The sequence below is a fragment of the Ruegeria sp. BHSA162 genome (genome assembly GCF_059613385.1).
Map to the genome: position 1 here is coordinate 16,434 of NZ_JBXWSK010000035.1, position 16,261 is coordinate 32,694.

The window sequence follows — 16,261 nt, forward strand, 5'->3', positions numbered from 1 at the left end:
CGGGGCTTGCGCCTTGGCCCGTCGGACATAAATGACCGCCAGCCTCATCAACCGAAAAGCTGAACCGATGCAGGACACATTGATCTTTGAACGCCGGTCGCTGAACGCGGCAAAATGGGCCAGCCTGTTCATGGCGGGCGCCGGGGTTGTGGCCGGGTTGCTGGCAAACTCCGATGCGCTGTTGCTGGATGGGCTGTTCTCGGGGCTCAATTTCGCAACGGCTGTGGTGGCGGGATGGGTCGCCGCCTCGATCCGTCGCGCCCCGGACCAGAACCGCCCCTTTGGATACGAGATCGACGAATCCGTCTTCGTGATGTTCCGCAGCCTGCTGTTGTTCGGGATCATCCTGATGGCAGCCGGTTCGGCGGTGAACCGGCTGCTGGCCTATGCCAAGACGGGCGAAGCCGCGCCGGTGGTTCTGGAATGGATCCTGATCTATGCCGGGGCGATGGCGGCGATCTGTCTGACGCTGTTCGCCTATCATCGCTGGAACTGGCGCCGCACCGGCAAAACCAGCGATCTGCTGCGGGTCGAGTCCCGGGCCGCGATGGTCGACGGGGTGCTGAGCCTTGGGGCCGGGGCGGCGTTTTTCGCGATCAACCTGCTTGAGGGCGGGCCGCTTGCCGGTCTGGTTCCGGTGTCGGATGCGCTGGTGGTGTTGTTGCTGTGCCTGGCGTTGCTGCCGCAGCCCATCAAGGTGTTTCTGGGCGCGCTGCGCGATATCGTGGGTGTGGCGCTGCCGGCCGATGCCCGGGCCGAGATCATTGGGCAGGCCCGCCGGATCTGTGCAGACAGCCCGTTTCAAGTGCTGGACGTGGCGACGGTGCGCAGCGGGCGGGCGCTGTTCCATCTTGTCTATCTGAAACCCGCCGAATCCGTGACGATCGAAGCCTTCGAGGCCGTCCGCGACCGGCTGGCCCAAGCCGCCAGCCCGGGCCGGGTCGCGTTGACGCTGGCCTCCGACCCGCCCTTTGGTCGGGCCCCGCGCGTTCAGTAGTCGGCAACCAGCAGGAATTCGGGCGCGGTGTCTTCTTCGATCGTGGCAAAGCGCGGGATCGGCTGTTCGAACACGTTGTCGGTGCGGTCGTCATTGACGGTCGAGACCTCGCCGATCAGACAATCGCCCTTTTCCGCCCAGAAGGCGTGCCAGATGCCGGGCATCAGCGTGACGCTTTCGCCCGGTTTCAGGCGCAGAAGTTCGCCCGGCTGGATGGTCACCGGGCAGGCGTCGCTGGGTACGGTGACGGTGGTGTCGCGGTCGATGCTGCCATCGGGTGCCGAGGCGTAGATCTCCATCACCAGATCGCCGCCGCCGCGGTTGATGATGTCCTCGGCCTTGACGATGTGGCGATGCATCGGCGACAGCTGTTTGTCACGCGAAATCAACAACTTCTCGGCATAGAGCATGCCCCGTCCTGCGCTCAGGTCCTTTTCGTCGCCATTGCGCAGGGTGAACAGTAACAGGCCCAGTTCGTCGAACCTGCCCTGGCCGTAATCGGTGATGTCCCAGCCAAGGCTACGGGCGCGGATGCCGGCGGCCTGCGGGCTGCGCATCTGCTCGGGCGTCCAGTCGGCAAAGGGCGGCAGCGCAAAGCCGAACGAATTGATGAAGGCCTGCGCCTCGGCCTTGATGCGGTTGATCTCGGATCGTTTCATATCGGTGCTTTCGATGACTTACAGCTCGTGTGCCCAGGGCGGGTTGGCCCCGGCGCGGGATACGGTGACGGCAGCAACCTTGCCGCCCAGTTCCAGCGCGGCGCGCAGGTCGTCGGGCGAGATCGCACGGAGCGCCTGTTTGGTCAGCAGCCCGGCGCGGTGCAGTTGCGCCAGAACCCCGGCGTTGAACGTGTCGCCCGCGCCCACCGTGTCGACCACCTGAACCGGCGTGACCGGCACTGAAACCGTGCGGCCATCGGCCAAATACCCGGTCGCGCCCTGGCTGCCGCGCGTGACGATCACCACGGCGGGGCCGGCCTGCAGCAGCAGCGGCACCTTTTCTTCCAGCGTTTCAGGGCCGGGGACGATCCAGTCCAGATCTTCGTCCGAGACTTTGACGATGTCGGCCTGCGCGATCATCCGGTTCAGCCGGGTGCGATAGCGGGTCTGGTCCTGGATGAAGCCGGGGCGGATGTTGGGGTCGATCATCACCGCGCGCTCGTCCCCGTGGCGGTCCAGCAGGGCGGCATAGGCATCGGCGCAGGGCTCGCAGGCCAGGCTGATGCCGCCGAAATACAGCGCCGAGGTCGCGGTCAGCTGGTCCGGCATGTCCTCGGGGCGCAGCATCCGCCCGGCCGAGTTTTCATCGACGAAGGAATAGGTGGCGTGCCCGTCCTGCAGTTGTACGAAGGCCAACGTGGTCGGACGGTCCGAAAGAACAACCTGCGAGCCATCCACATGACTGTCTTTCAGGGCCTGCGCCAGTTGCTGGCCGAACATGTCGCGCGACAACCCGGTCAGCATTCCGGCAGGCGCACCCAGCCGGCCCAGGGCGATGGCGGTGTTGAACACCGCGCCACCCGAATGCGGCACGAAACCTTGCGCGCCCGAAACCGTCGGCTCCGCGATCATGTCGATCAGGGCCTCGCCACAGCACAGGATCATGTCCCGGCTCCTTCCTTCTGCAAAGATCAGGCGGTGAGTTTACCGCGCGAGCGCATTTTTGCAGAAGTTGTTAGCGCCAACAATGCCAAATTCGGCCTGTTCCGACACATAAACGCCAAAGCCCTGCCGCAGCGCGTCGAACCGGCCTCCGGCGTTGAAGGCCGCCAAGAAGTCGTCGCCGAACAGCCAGCGGTTCTTCTCGGCCACGCCGCCCACAAGGAAGACGCCGCCGGTGGGCATCACGGTCACGGCCATGTTGCCCATCACGGCGCCCAGATGGGTGGTGAAGATCTGCGCGGCGCGCATGGCGAGCGGATCAGACCCGTCGCGTGCGACCTGCAGGATGTCCCTGGCGGGCAGGTCTGGCGTGTCGGTCTGGCCCGCGGCCATGCCGACGGCGCGGTACAGGATCGGCAGGCCCGTACCGCTGAGGAACATCTCGGCCTCGAGCGTCAGGCTGCCGCCAAAGAAACACTCGGGCGCGATCCGGCGGGCGGCTTCGAACACGTCCACCTCGTCGCGGGTGCGGGGTGACAGGCCGACATGGCCGCCCTCGCCCGAGACGGTGTGATAGTGGCCTTCGGAATACAAAAGCGCCCCGACGCCCAGCCCGGTGCCGGGGCCGACCACCAGTCGGGTGCCCTTGGGCGGGGTCGGGTCGCCCTGCAGGGCTTGCACGTCATCGCCGGTGATCTCGGCCACTGACCACGCGGCGGCGGTGAAGTCGTTGATGACAAAGGTATGGTCCGCGCCGGTGGCCGAGGCGATGTCAGCCTCGGACAGGTCCAGATTGGCATTGGTCAGACGGATCGTGCCATTGCGCACCGGGCCCGCGCCGGCGGCGACCACGGCGCGCGGCGGCGTTCCGATCTCGGCGCACAGGTCGTGCAGGGCGGCCAGAAACTCGGGCAGGGTGCCGGTGGGCGATTTGCGCAGATCGGTGAGCGTGCCATTGGTGACGACCCCCAACCGCGTGTTGGTGCCGCCGATATCGGCCACCAGGTTCCAGTGGTCGTGCATCGCGCCCCTGGGCTGCGCCATCGGAACCGAGACCGGATCGCCCTGGGCCAACGCGGCCTGCATCGCCCGGAACGAGGCCTTGGGGCGGCGTTCCAGCGTGTCGAAGTCGACATCGACCAGGCCGAACCGCTTTTCGTATCCCAGCGCCCATTCGTAATTGTCCAGCAGCGACCATATGAAATAGCCCTTGACCGGAACGCCCTGATCCAGCGCGTCCTGCACCGCCGCCAGATGCTGATTCAGATAGTCGATGCGGTCGTCATCCTGCTGCCGCTCGGGGCTGGCCATGCCGTTTTCGGTGACATAGATCGGCAGATCGCCCGTGTAGTCCCGGGCCGTACGGGTCAGGAACCGGGTCAGCGAGCTTGGCTCGATCTCCCACCCCATCTGCGTCTTGGGCAGGGGGCCGGGGACCTCTTGCAGGCTGGGCCAGGGCGTGCCGGCGGGCGCGATCAGCTTGCGGGTATAGTAGTTCAGCCCGCACCAGTCGACCGGCGTGCCGATCGTGTCGAAATCGTCCTGCCACCCATCGGGCAGGTGGGCCTGCAACCCCTGCAGGACGTTCTCGGGGTAGGCTTTGTTGAACACGCCGCCCAGGAAGAACCGGTTGTAGATACCGTCGTACAGATCGGCGGCTTCGCGGGCCTCGGGGGTGTCAGCGGCAGGTTCGGCCCATTCCAGGTTGAACACCGCGCCCAGGTTCGACATGCCAAGGCCCCGCATCGCCTGAATCGCGCGGCCGTGGGCCAAGAGGACGTGATGCATGGCGCGGGCCGTGGCGCGGATGTCGCGCAGGCCGGGGGCGTGGTGGCCCTCGAAATGGCTCAGCCAGCTGACGCACCAGGGCTCGTTTATCGGGGCGACGCTGTACATGCGGTCGCCGATGCGGCCCATGATGATCTCGGTGAAATCGGCGAACCAGTGGGCGATGTCGCGGTTGCGCCAACCGCCCAGATCAGCCAGCGGCGAGGGCAGTTCCCAATGATACAGGGTGGCGCAGGGGCGGATGCCGCGTTCCAGCAGGGCGTCGGCCAACCGGTCATAATAGTCCAGCCCGGCCTGATTCACCGGCCCGCGCCCTTCGGGCAGCACGCGCGCCCAGCTGGTGGAAAAACGATAGCAGTCGAACCCGGCCTCGCGGATCAGGTCGAAATCCTGTTCGTACCGGTGCAGGTGGTCGCAGGCGAGATCGCCGTTTTCGGCGCGCACCACGTTGCCGGGCGTGGCCGCGAAACTGTCCCAATGGGTCGGGCCGGCGCCGCCCTGTGCGTGGCCTTCGATCTGATAGGCAGAGGTTGCGACACCAAAGAGAAAGTCTTTGGGGAAATCAGCGCGGGTGTACTTCATGTTCAGAACCTGTTGGGGGCGGGACCAGTCGAGCCGCCGACTACCAGTTCGGCCTCGAGCAATCTAGTCTTGGCCGGGTCGTGGGGCGCGCGGATGCGCTCGATCAGCATCTCGGCGGCCAGTTCGCCGGCGTGGCGCACCGAAGACCGGGTGGCGGTAAAGATCGGAACGTCCTGCCCGTTCTTCAGATAGGACAGGTCGTCGTCATGTGCGATCACCGACACGTCGCGGCCCATTTTCAGCCCGGCCTCGTCCAGCGCGCGCCGCACCCCGATCGCCGAGATCATCGACGAGGTCAGGATCGCGGTCGGCGGATCGTCCAGCCGCAGCATGTCGCGGGTTTCGTGATGGCCATAGACTTCGGTCATCTCGGCGCTGCGCATCAGGGCCGGGTCGGGCGACAGACCGGCTTGTTTCAGCGCCTCAAGATACCCGTCGCGGCGCCTTTGGGCAAAATCCATGTCTTCCAGACCGTTGATCAGCGCGATCCGCCGGTGGCCCAGGTCGATCAGAAAGCGGGTCGCACGCAGGAACGAGCTTTTGTTGTTCACGTCGATCCAGTCATAGGGCACGCTGACGCCGGTCGACCGGCCATGCACGATGAACGGCACCTGCATCCGAGTCAGAACCTCGATCCGCGGCTCGTTCACCTTGGGGCCCTGCAGCACCACGCCGTCGACCGCACCGCGTTGGAACAGGCTGCGATAGGCGTCTTCGATCGAGGTGTCGTCGGCATTGGTGAACATCATGTCGTAGCCGTGCTCGGCATATTTCTTGACCGCGCCGGCGACGAAATCGCCGAAGATCGGGTTCACCATCTCGTGGCGCGACGAGCTGGGGATCACGTGGCCGATCACCATCGAACGACCCGTCGCCAGCCCCTTGGCGCGGGCGTTCGGCCGATAGCCATGTTTGGCCGCCGCCGCCTGAACCCGCATGCGAGTCTCTTCGTTCACCTCTGGGTAACCGTTCAGCGCGCGGCTGACCGTTGTCTGTGACAGACCCAGGATCTGAGAGAGCTGTTTGAGGTTCATAGCGGTTTCAAAAGGCTTTCAATGCTTGTGTGCGCCCTGTTGTGTGGGGATTTGCGGCTTGCGTCAAGTTGTTTTGCCATTCTTTGCTATATGTCAAGAAAACATGGACACGGACGGCCCATGTCAAAATCTAGCCATTGACAGGGCCAACATGTTAGCGGATAACGGCCGCATTCAAAGCGCTTTGAAAACTGAGTCTCACACGCGCGGATACAGTTGGGAGGAAAATCAATGAAACACTCGCTTTTGGCAGGTGCGGCCACGTTTGCCCTGATGGCGGGCGCGGCCCAGGCCGAAAAGGTCACCGTGTTCGGCCCGTGGCTTGGCCCGGACCAGGAGAATGTCGAAAAGGTGCTGGACGGCTTTGCCGCGGCCACCGGTCATGAATATGCCTATGTCGGGTCGGACAGCTTCGAGCAGCAGATCCGCATCGACGCCGAGGCCGGGTCGGCCCCGAACATCGCCGTGTTCCCCCAGCCGGGTCTTGCAGCCGATATGGCCAAGGCCGGGTTTCTGACACCGCTTGCTGACGGGACCGCCGACTGGATCCGGGACAACTATGCCGCGGGCCAGTCTTGGGTCGATCTGGGCACCTATGCCGGCCCGGACGGTCAGGATCACCTGTACGGCTTCTTCTACAAGGTCGATGTGAAATCGCTGGTCTGGTACGTGCCCGAGAACTTTGAGGACGCGGGATATGAAGTTCCGACCACGATGGAAGAGCTCAAGGCCCTGACCGACCAGATCGTCGCCGATGGCGGCACGCCCTGGTGCATCGGTCTGGGGTCGGGTGGCGCAACCGGCTGGCCTGCGACCGACTGGGTCGAGGATATGATGCTGCGCACCCAATCCCCCGAGGATTATGACGCGTGGGTTGCCAACGAGCTGAAGTTCAACGATCCCAAGGTCGTGGCCGCGATCGAGGAATTCGGCGCATTCGCCCGCAATGACGACTACGTCGCCGGTGGGGCCGGTGCGGTTGCAACCACGGATTTCCGCGACAGCCCCAAAGGCATGTTCAGCTCGCCGCCGCAGTGCTACATGCATCGTCAGGCCTCGTTCATCCCGGCCTTCTTCCCCGAAGGCACGGTCGTGGGTGAAGATGCCGATTTCTTCTACTTCCCGGCTTATGAAAGCAAGGATCTGGGCAGCCCGGTACTGGGCGCTGGCACCCTGTGGGCGATCACCAATGACAGCCCCGCAGCGCATGACCTGATCGCCTATCTGCAGACCCCCGAGGCGCATGAGACCTGGATGGCGCTCAGCGGCTTTTTGACCCCGCACAAGGGTGTCGATACCTCGGCCTTCTCGGATCCGACCCTGAAGAAGATGAACGACATTCTTCTGGGTGCGACCACCTTCCGTTTTGACGGGTCTGACCTGATGCCGGGCGCGGTTGGCGCAGGCACGTTCTGGACGGGCATGGTCGACTATGCCGGTGGCAAACCCGCGCAAGACGTGGCGGACGAGATCCAGGCGTCTTGGGACGCGATCCAATAAAGCCATGAAACCGGGCAATCCGACCTCAGGGTTGCCCGACCCATTGTCGCCAGGGAGGGTGACATGCATCCCGCATTGCAAGGTCTGCTGACGATCGCCATCGGCGTATCCGGCTGTGTTGGTTACTTCTACTTGTCCAACCAGTTTCTGGACAAGATTCTGTTCCCGCCGCGCGGCCCGAACGCCGGACGCAACATCAATCGGGCGAACATGGTCCGGCCATGGTTGTTTCTATTGCCCGCTCTGGTCGCGCTGGGGCTGTACCTGGCCTACCCTGTGGTGGAAACGCTACGCCTGTCCCTGACCGACCGGGTGCCCGGCGGCGGATACGAGTGGGTGGGTCTGGACAACTACGCCCAAATGATGGGAGAGCCCAAATTCTGGGAAGCGATGCGTAACAACATGCTGTGGCTGATCGTGGTCCCGGCGCTGTCGACAGCATTTGGCCTGTTGGTCGCCCAGCTGACCGACCGCATCCGATGGGGCAATGTCGCCAAATCTCTGATCTTCATGCCGATGGCGATCTCGTTCGTGGGCGCATCGGTGATCTGGAAGCTTGTCTATGACACCCGTCCGGTCGAGCAGGACCAGATCGGCATGCTGAATGCCCTGTACATCTTCTTTGGCGGAACCGACCCGCAGACCTGGCTGACGATCCCGTTCTGGAACAATTTCTTCCTGATGATCGTGCTGGTCTGGATTCAGACGGGCTTTGCCATGGTGATCCTGTCGGCGGCCCTGCGCGGCATTCCCGAAGAAACGGTCGAGGCCGCCATTCTGGATGGCGCCAGCCCGTTCCAGATCTTCTTCAAGATCAAGGTGCCGCAGATCAAGACGACGATTCTGGTGGTGTGGACCACGATCACCATCGTCGTGCTGAAGGTGTTCGACATCGTTTTCGCCATGACCAACGGCCAGTGGGAGACACAGGTCTTGGCCAACTACATGTTCGACAAGCTGTTCCGCGCCAATGACTGGGGCGTGGGTTCGGCCTCGGCCATGGTCATCATGCTGCTGGTGACGCCGATCCTTGTCTGGAACGTGCGCAACGCGCGCAAGGAAATGGAATAGGGGGTGCGTCATGAGTGAGATCGCAGGAACCCGCCCGGCGCTCAGATGGGCCGTACACGCCTCGGTTCTGTTTCTGGTGGTGCTGTGGGTGGTGCCCACGCTGGGCCTGTTCATCTCGTCGTTTCGTACGGCGGACCAGATCGCGACCAGCGGCTGGTGGCGGGCGATTTTCCCGTCCGAGCAGAACCTGACGCTGCGCAGCGCCGCGCCCGACACCCAGGTGCAGGAAAACGGCCTGTATGTGATCGAGGGCAACCTGTTTGACGCGGGCACCAAGGCGCGCATCTCGAAATGGGGCATCAGCTCGCGCGAGATCGATGCCTTTGAGCCGGGCCAGGCGGCCGAACTGCGCAAGGGCGGTACGATCACCGTTCAGACCAATGGCGACTACCGGATGGAGAACACCGAGGAATTCACCGGCAGCCGTGGGTCGCGCGTCTTCGTGACCGCCGAGTTGCCGCCCGAGTTCACGCTGGACAACTACCACAAGGTCCTGCTGGCCGAGGACAGCACTGACAGCATGGCCAAGGCGTTCTTCAACACGTTGACGGTCACGATTCCGGCCACGATCATTCCGATCCTGGTGGCGGCTTTCGCGGCCTATGCGCTGGCCTGGATGGATTTCCCGGGCCGTGCGCTGTTGATCGCCGCGGTGGTCGGTCTGCTGGTGGTTCCCCTGCAGTTGGCGCTGATCCCGCTGCTGAAATTCCACCTGAACATAGGCATCGGCAAAGGGTATCTGGGCGTCTGGCTGGCCCATACCGGCTTTGGCATGCCGCTGGCGATCTATCTTCTGCGCAACTACATGGCCGGGCTGCCCCGCGACCTGATCGAGAATGCGCGGGTCGATGGCGCCACCGAATTTCAAATCTTCACCAAGCTGATCCTGCCGCTGAGCTTTCCGGCGCTGGCCTCGTTCGCCATCTTCCAGTTCCTGTGGACATGGAACGACCTGCTGGTGGCCAAGGTGTTCCTGATCGACGCATCCGGCGAGACCACCGTGATGACCAACAGTATCGTCGAGCTTCTGGGCACGCGGGGCGGCAATTGGGAAATCCTGGCCACGGCCGCGTTCGTGTCGATCGCGGTGCCGCTGGTCGTCTTCTTTGCAATGCAGAAATACCTGGTCCGCGGATTGCTGGCCGGTTCAGTCAAATAAGGGCGTGTGATGAACGTGCAGAACAACGTGGACCTCAAGCACTCAACCAAGACGGCGTCCGACTGGTGGCGCGGCGGGGTGATCTATCAGATCTACCCGCGCAGCTTTCAGGACAGCAACGGCGACGGCATCGGAGACCTGCGGGGCATCACCCAGCGGCTGGACTACATCGCCGGTCTGGGGGTCGATGCGATCTGGATCTCGCCCTTCTTCAAGTCGCCGATGAAGGATTTCGGGTACGATGTCAGCGACTATCGCGCCATCGATCCGATGTTCGGCACGATGGGGGATTTCCAGACGTTGCTGGACCGCGCCCATGGCTTGGGTCTGCGGGTGATGATCGACCTGGTTCTGTCGCATACCTCGGACCAGCATCCGTGGTTCGTCGAAAGCCGCAGCAACCGCGAAAACCCCAAGGCCGACTGGTATGTCTGGGCCGACCCCAAGCCTGACGGGACCCCGCCCAACAACTGGCTGTCGATCTTCGGCGGCTCGGCCTGGCAGTGGGATACGCGCCGGCAGCAGTATTACCTGCACAACTTCCTGACCTCGCAGCCGGACCTGAATTTCCACAACCCCGATGTGCAGGACGCGCTGCTGGACGTGGCGCGGTTCTGGCTGGACATGGGCGTTGACGGGTTCCGACTGGACACGATCAACTTCTACTTCCACGACGCGCAACTGCGCGACAACCCGGCGCTGCCGCTGGATCAGCGCAACGCAACCATCGCGCCGATGGTCAACCCCTACAACCATCAGGACCACCTGTATTCCAAGAGCCAGCCCGAAAACATCGCCTTCCTGGAACGGCTGCGCGCCCTGACCGATCAATATGACGGTCGCGCCTGTCTGGGCGAGGTGGGCGACGCACAGCGCGGGCTTGAGATCATGGGCGAATACACCCGTGGCGACAAGCGTATGCACATGTGCTATGCCTTTGAATTTTTGGAAAAACGCCGCCTGACGGCAGAATACACCAAGCATGTGTTCGACCAGCTCCTGTCCAAGGCCGGCGACGCCTGGCCGTGCTGGGCGTTCTCCAACCACGACGTGCAGCGCCACGCCTCGCGCTGGGATCTGGATGAGGCCGGCATCCGGCAGCACGCGGTTCTGATGATGTGCCTGCGCGGCTCGGCCTGCCTGTATCAGGGCGAAGAGCTGGGCTTGCCCGAGGCCGACGTGCCCTTTGAGCACCTGCAGGACCCCTATGGCATCGAGTTCTGGCCTGAATACAAGGGCCGCGACGGCTGCCGCACGCCCATGGTCTGGGCTGCGCAGGACGAACAGTCGGGCTTTACCACCGGTGCGCCCTGGCTGCCCGTCAGCACCGCGCAGGCCGAGCGCGCCGTGGACCGGATGGACGCCGACCCGCAGTCGGTGCTGAACCACTATCGTCGTGCCATCGCCTTGCGCCATGAATATCCGGCGCTGATGTCGGGCACCCAGTCCGACATGCGCGAAACCGGCCCGATCCTCAGCTTCCTGCGCGAGGATGATACCCAGCAGGTGTTCTGCGCCTTCAACCTGGGCGATGGCGCCGCGGAAATCGACCTGCCCGAAGGCAACTGGCGCTGCATCGGTCAGGATCTGGGCGCAGTCGAGGCGCAGGGCAGCGCCACGCTGGCGCCCTCGCAATTCTGCCTGATGGTCCGAGAGAAAGGGTAACCCATGTCCGAGCTCAAGCTGACCGATGTCGCCAAGACCTATGGCAATGTCGATGTCCTGAAGGACATCAACCTCGAGATCCAGCGCGGCGAGTTGATCGTGTTCGTCGGCCCCTCGGGCTGCGGCAAGTCCACCCTGCTTCGGATGATCGCGGGGCTGGAACGTATTTCGGGCGGAACGCTGGAGATCGAGGGGCAGGTGATGAACGACGTGCCACCGGCACAGCGGGGCATCGCCATGGTGTTCCAAAGCTATGCGCTGTATCCGCACATGACCGTGCGCGAGAACATGGCCTTTGCCCTGAAAATCGCCAAGATGCCCGCCGATCAGATCGACGCGGCGGTGAACCGCGCGGCGCAGATCCTGCAGCTGGAACCGTTTCTGGACCGGCTGCCCAAGGCTCTGTCGGGCGGTCAGCGTCAGCGGGTCGCCATCGGCCGGGCCATCGTGCGCGACCCCAAGGTCTATCTGTTCGACGAGCCACTGTCGAACCTGGATGCCGCCCTGCGGGTGGCCACGCGGATCGAGATCGCGCGCCTGAAAGAGGCGATGCCCGACAGCACGATGATCTATGTCACCCACGACCAGGTCGAGGCGATGACCCTGGCCAGCCGGATCGTGGTTCTGGCCAACAAGGGCATCGCGCAGGTCGGCACGCCGCTGGAACTGTACGAGACGCCCGACAACGAATTCGTGGCCCAGTTCATCGGCTCGCCCGCCATGAACCTGCTGCCGGGCACGATCACCGGCACCGGTGCCACCACGACCGTCGCGCTGGACTGTGGCGGCACGGCAGTTTCGGCCATCCCGACCCAGGACGCCGACGCCGGCAAGAAGGTCAACGTGGGTGTGCGCCCCGAGGATCTGGTGGTCGCCGACGGTGACCCCATCCTGACCGGGACCGTGGACTTTACCGAAGCATTGGGCGAGGTGACGTTGCTCTATTTCGCGAAAGCCCCCGGCGCCGAGTCGGTGATCGGCAAACTGCCGGGCATCCATCGTGGCTTGCGTGGCCAGACGGTTTCGGTGACTGCCGCGCCGGAGAAGATCCACCTGTTCCATGACGGCCGGTCAATGCGCAAATAGCTCCAACCGTGTCGTGATTCTGGTCTGAATTTGTCGCAATTCGATTTTTGCGGCTGAAATGATGCGCATCGATTAGGCGGATGCGCAAAAAATTCGCGTGATCTCCCTGTGTGACATGAGGCCAGTTCCGATGCGCCGTTAGGTATCGTCGGCCCTTTTGATATATGATCCTCGCGTGAATTCCCGCAGAGTCGCGCGCTGTTTGGGCGGGCTCCGGGCTTGGGCTTCCAAGGGAACTGGACCTAAGAATTTCGCAAACTGTCACTTTTTGGACTGACGGGGCGATCGCAAAACTCTAACGTGACGCACGGATAAAAAACAAAACTCAGTCCAAACACGGGAGAAACACGAATGACCAAATCGTCAAACTTCAGCCGTCGTACGGTGTTGAAAGGGGCCGGCGCCGCAGCGCTGGCGGCACCTCTGTACAGCAAAAGCGCCCTGGCATCTTCGGGCGAAGTCAACATCCTGATGTGGTCGGATTACCTGCCGCCCAGCTTCATCGAAGAGTTCGAGACCCTGACCGGGATCAAGGTGAACTACACCGGTATCGGCTCGAACGAAGAGATCATCAACAAGATGAAGGCCACCAAGGGCCAGGGCTTTGACATCGTTTCGCCGACCAACAACCGGTCGCTGCAGTGGGAGCCGCTGGAGCTTCTGCAGCCGTTCGACATGAACAGGGTTCCGATCGACAAGGTCAACCCGGCGATGGCCAAGATCGGCACCGATGCCTGGAACTTTGGTGACAGCGGCGCGCATTGGCTGCCGCATATCTGGGGTACCGAAGGCATAGCCTATCGGACCGACCTGTGGCTGCCCGAAGGCGACGCTCCGTCCTATGGTGACGTCTGGTCGGAAGAAAACGCCGGCAAGACCATGGGTCGCGCGCATTCGATGATGCTGGGCGCAGGCCTGTACATGGAGCGCATCGGCGAGATGGAGCCCGGCTCGGTCTGGGCCGCATATGGCGACGAAGACACCATGCGTAAGGTCTGGGGTCAAATCACCGACTGGTGCATCGCCCGCAAGGACCGGATCAAACTGATCTGGAACGACGCCGACACCCAGAAGAACGGCCTGCTGAACGAAGGGGTTGTCGTCGGACAGACTTGGGATGGCCCGCCGCTGGCACTGAAATCCGCGGGCGAACCGGTGCACTACCAGGCTCCGGTCGAGGGTGCGATGGCTTGGGTCGACGGCATGTCGATGCCGACCGGTGCAACCAATATCGACCAGGTCTACGCCTTCATCGACTTCGCCTATCAGGCCAAACCGGCCGGTGTCGCGATCGACAGCCACGGCTACAACTCGCCGGTTCTGGGTGCCGACCAGTATTCGGGCGACACCTACAAGAAGAACTTTGCCGAGGCCTATCCGGGCGACTCGCTGGCCAACCTGAACCCGTGGCCTGCCGAAGCACCTTGGTACGCCGAGACCCGGACCGAGTTCGTCAACAAGTTCAAGAGCGCCTGATCGCCTTGAGATCGCGCCCCTCGCGTTGTCGCGCGGGGGGCCTTTGGACCCCGCACGCGTTTGCCCCGCGTGACGGACAACGATGCGGTGCGGCCTGAAGCTGCATCACAGGGAGATACCAAAAATGAGTGCAGGGATCGGAGTCGATCTGGAAAACCTGTGGATCCGCTTCGGCGATTTTGTCGCTGTGCGAGATGCGAACGTGAACATCAACGGCGGCGATTTCTTTTCGTTCCTGGGGCCCTCGGGCTGCGGCAAGACGACGATTCTGCGCGCGGTGTCCGGGTTCCTGGAGCCCAGCGAAGGCAATGTGCTGATCGGTGGAAAGAACATGAAGGGCATCGGGCCGAACAAGCGCCCGACCGCGCTGATCTTTCAGAACCTCGCACTGTTTCCGCTAATGAAAGTGTGGGAGAACATCACCTTCTCGATGGAGATCAAGGGCGCCAGCGCTGCCGAGCGCCGCAAACGCGCGGATGAGCTGCTGGACATGATCGCGCTGCCGGGCCAGGGCGACAAGCTGCCCAGCGAGTTGTCAGGCGGCCAACGCCAGCGTGTCGCCATCGCGCGCGCCTTGTGCGCCGAACCCGACGTGCTGCTGTTGGACGAACCGCTGTCGGCGCTAGACCTCAAACTGCGCCAGCACATGCGCACTGAGCTTCGCGAAATTCAGCAGCGGGTGGGCATCACCTTCATCTACATCACCCATGACCAGGGCGAGGCCCTGACAATGTCGGACAACATCGCCGTGATGCGCGCTGGCGTGATCGACCAGATCGCCGATGGCAAGACCATCTACAACGACCCGACAACCGCTTTTGCCGCCTCGTTCGTGGGCGAAAACAACGTCTTCCGCGGCAAGGTCAAAAGAGTGATGGGCGAAGAGGCCCTGATCTCTACCAACCGGTCCGGCGATCTGGTGGCGCGGATATCGACCGCCAATCAGGGCAAGTTGGCCGAAGGTGACGACGCCATGATGTTCATCCGACCCGAGGCGTTCTCGATTGCACCCGAGGGGACGAGCGGCGATCACTTCGTCACGGCGCGGGTAACCCACGAGGAATTCGAAGGCAACGTCTTCAACATCTTCACCGAAGGAGAGGGCGGCAAGGAGATCAAGGTCTCGATCCCGAACCACGGGCAGTCGTTCAAAGATCACACCGGGCAGAACATCACGCTGGAATACGAAACCCGCAACGCGGTTGTCGTTCCGGCGGGTGAGCTGGCTGCGGAATAAGGAGGCCCGACGATGCCTGGCTTCCTCAGGGACTTCTTCAACCGCAACGGTTTCGGCATGGGGCTCGCGATTTTGGGGCTTGTCCTGTTCTGGACGATCGGCCTGATCATCCTGCCGCAGCTGTCGATGCTGGACTTTTCCTTCCGTCCCAACCTGCCGCCCCCGGAAATCGGTGGCCCCAAGGACGTGTACACGCTGGAGAACTACAAATATCTGATCTACGGGCCGGAAGGCGGTAGCCAGTCCTACAACGCCGTTGATCTGCGCGTGTTCTTCCGGACGTTGATCGCCGCGGTCTGCGTGACGATCTTCAACCTGATCATTTGCTATCCGATTGCCTATTACCTGGGTCAGTCCAAGGGCAATCACATCCGTATCTTCGCGATCATGCTGATCATCCCCTATTGGATCAACGAGATCCTGCGTGCCTTTGCGCTGCGCATCATCTTCGGAGAAACCGGCGTTCTGAACACGCTGTTCGTCGGATTGGGAATCTGGGACACGCCGTTCGATTTCATCCGCAACGACATCGCGCTCTATGCGGGCCTCGGCTACGCGTACATCCTGCTGATGATCTTCCCGATGTACAACGTCATCGAAAGCCTGGATGGAAACCAGATCGAAGCCGCGCGCGACTTGGGCGCTCCGTGGTGGCGGATTCACTGGAGGGTGGTCATTCCCTATGCCAAGCCTGGCATCAGTTCCGGCTGTACGATGGTGTTCATGCTGTCGGCCGGTGCGCTGGCCGCACCGCAAATCCTGGGTGGGCCGTCCAGTCTGTGGTTCACGCAACTGATCTATCAGCAGTTCAATGACAACAACGACTGGCCACAAGGCGCGGCCTACGCCATCGTTCTGCTGGTCACCTGTATCCTGTTCGTGCTGGCAATGATGCGCCTGTTCAAGGTGAACATGGGGGATATCGGGAAATGAACATGTCCTTCCTCCGTATCAGCATCTGGGTCTATCTGGCGATCTTCTTCGCCTACCTGCTGGGTCCCTTGGTGATCATGTCGATCACCGCCTTCAACTCGTCCGGTTTCCCGCGCATGAGCCCGTGGGAAT

13 protein-coding genes and 2 pseudogenes are annotated in these 16,261 nt (G+C 62.8%); 10 read left to right on the forward strand and 5 right to left on the reverse strand.

Annotation, left to right across the window (positions count from 1 at the left end):
• Positions 1-31 precede the first annotated feature (31 nt).
• Positions 32-997 (forward strand): cation efflux transmembrane domain-containing protein, encoded by a 966-nt coding sequence (locus AC2FM5_RS11550; RefSeq protein WP_170444887.1) that lies wholly within the window; start codon positions 32-34, stop codon positions 995-997.
• Here the strand turns inward: AC2FM5_RS11550 and AC2FM5_RS11555 are convergent.
• The 5 genes and pseudogenes from AC2FM5_RS11555 to AC2FM5_RS11575 all read right to left on the reverse strand — a co-directional run bounded on the left by AC2FM5_RS11555 (position 991) and on the right by AC2FM5_RS11575 (position 6,002).
• Entirely contained in the window at positions 991-1,656 is a 666-nt protein-coding gene (locus AC2FM5_RS11555) for a D-lyxose/D-mannose family sugar isomerase (protein WP_496735669.1), read from the reverse strand. The genes AC2FM5_RS11550 and AC2FM5_RS11555 overlap by 7 nt on opposite strands.
• Positions 1,657-1,674: 18 nt before the next feature.
• Positions 1,675-2,601 carry a carbohydrate kinase family protein gene (locus AC2FM5_RS11560; RefSeq protein WP_496735671.1) on the reverse strand — a complete coding sequence of 309 codons (927 nt, stop codon included), beginning with the start codon at positions 2,599-2,601 and terminating at the stop codon, positions 1,675-1,677.
• 39 nt (positions 2,602-2,640) lie between these two features.
• Positions 2,641-3,684 carry a glucokinase gene (locus tag AC2FM5_RS11565; RefSeq protein WP_496735681.1) on the reverse strand — a complete coding sequence of 348 codons (1,044 nt, stop codon included), beginning with the start codon at positions 3,682-3,684 and terminating at the stop codon, positions 2,641-2,643.
• Positions 3,670-4,968, reverse strand: a pseudogene (locus AC2FM5_RS11570) (GH1 family beta-glucosidase); the annotation flags it as partial. The pseudogene AC2FM5_RS11570 and the gene AC2FM5_RS11565, both read right to left, overlap by 15 nt.
• A 2-nt stretch (positions 4,969-4,970) precedes the next feature.
• Positions 4,971-6,002 (reverse strand): LacI family DNA-binding transcriptional regulator, encoded by a 1,032-nt coding sequence (locus AC2FM5_RS11575; RefSeq protein WP_093963166.1) that lies wholly within the window; start codon positions 6,000-6,002, stop codon positions 4,971-4,973.
• A 231-nt stretch (positions 6,003-6,233) separates the two neighbouring features.
• On the opposite strand from AC2FM5_RS11575, the gene AC2FM5_RS11580 reads away from it, so the two are divergent.
• The 9 genes and pseudogenes from AC2FM5_RS11580 to AC2FM5_RS11620 form a co-directional block, all read left to right on the forward strand.
• A complete protein-coding gene (locus AC2FM5_RS11580; protein WP_170366000.1) occupies positions 6,234-7,502 on the forward strand; it encodes an ABC transporter substrate-binding protein in 1,269 nt (422 codons plus the stop codon).
• A gap of 63 nt (positions 7,503-7,565) precedes the next feature.
• Positions 7,566-8,573, forward strand: a complete 1,008-nt coding sequence (locus AC2FM5_RS11585; protein ID WP_170359279.1) for a carbohydrate ABC transporter permease — start codon at positions 7,566-7,568, stop codon at positions 8,571-8,573.
• Positions 8,574-8,583: 10 nt separating this feature from the next.
• Positions 8,584-9,732, forward strand: coding sequence for a carbohydrate ABC transporter permease (locus AC2FM5_RS11590; RefSeq protein WP_496735674.1), 1,149 nt, complete (start codon positions 8,584-8,586; stop codon positions 9,730-9,732).
• 9 nt (positions 9,733-9,741) lie between these two features.
• Positions 9,742-11,397: an alpha-glucosidase gene (locus tag AC2FM5_RS11595; protein ID WP_496735676.1), complete on the forward strand. Its 1,656-nt coding sequence runs from the start codon at positions 9,742-9,744 to the stop codon at positions 11,395-11,397.
• Positions 11,398-11,400: 3 nt separating this feature from the next.
• The gene (locus AC2FM5_RS11600) at positions 11,401-12,483 is read left to right on the forward strand and encodes an ABC transporter ATP-binding protein (protein ID WP_496735678.1); all 1,083 of its coding nucleotides are present in this window, start codon (positions 11,401-11,403) and stop codon (positions 12,481-12,483) included.
• A 351-nt stretch (positions 12,484-12,834) separates the two neighbouring features.
• Entirely contained in the window at positions 12,835-13,959 is a 1,125-nt protein-coding gene (locus AC2FM5_RS11605) for an extracellular solute-binding protein (RefSeq protein WP_170341229.1), read from the forward strand.
• Positions 13,960-14,083: 124 nt separating this feature from the next.
• Entirely contained in the window at positions 14,084-15,196 is a 1,113-nt protein-coding gene (locus AC2FM5_RS11610; RefSeq protein ID WP_170341232.1) for an ABC transporter ATP-binding protein, read from the forward strand.
• Positions 15,197-15,208: 12 nt separating this feature from the next.
• Positions 15,209-16,129 carry an ABC transporter permease gene (locus AC2FM5_RS11615; RefSeq protein WP_170341829.1) on the forward strand — a complete coding sequence of 307 codons (921 nt, stop codon included), beginning with the start codon at positions 15,209-15,211 and terminating at the stop codon, positions 16,127-16,129.
• Positions 16,126-16,261: pseudogene (locus tag AC2FM5_RS11620) on the forward strand (ABC transporter permease); the annotation flags it as partial. The gene AC2FM5_RS11615 and the pseudogene AC2FM5_RS11620, both read left to right, overlap by 4 nt.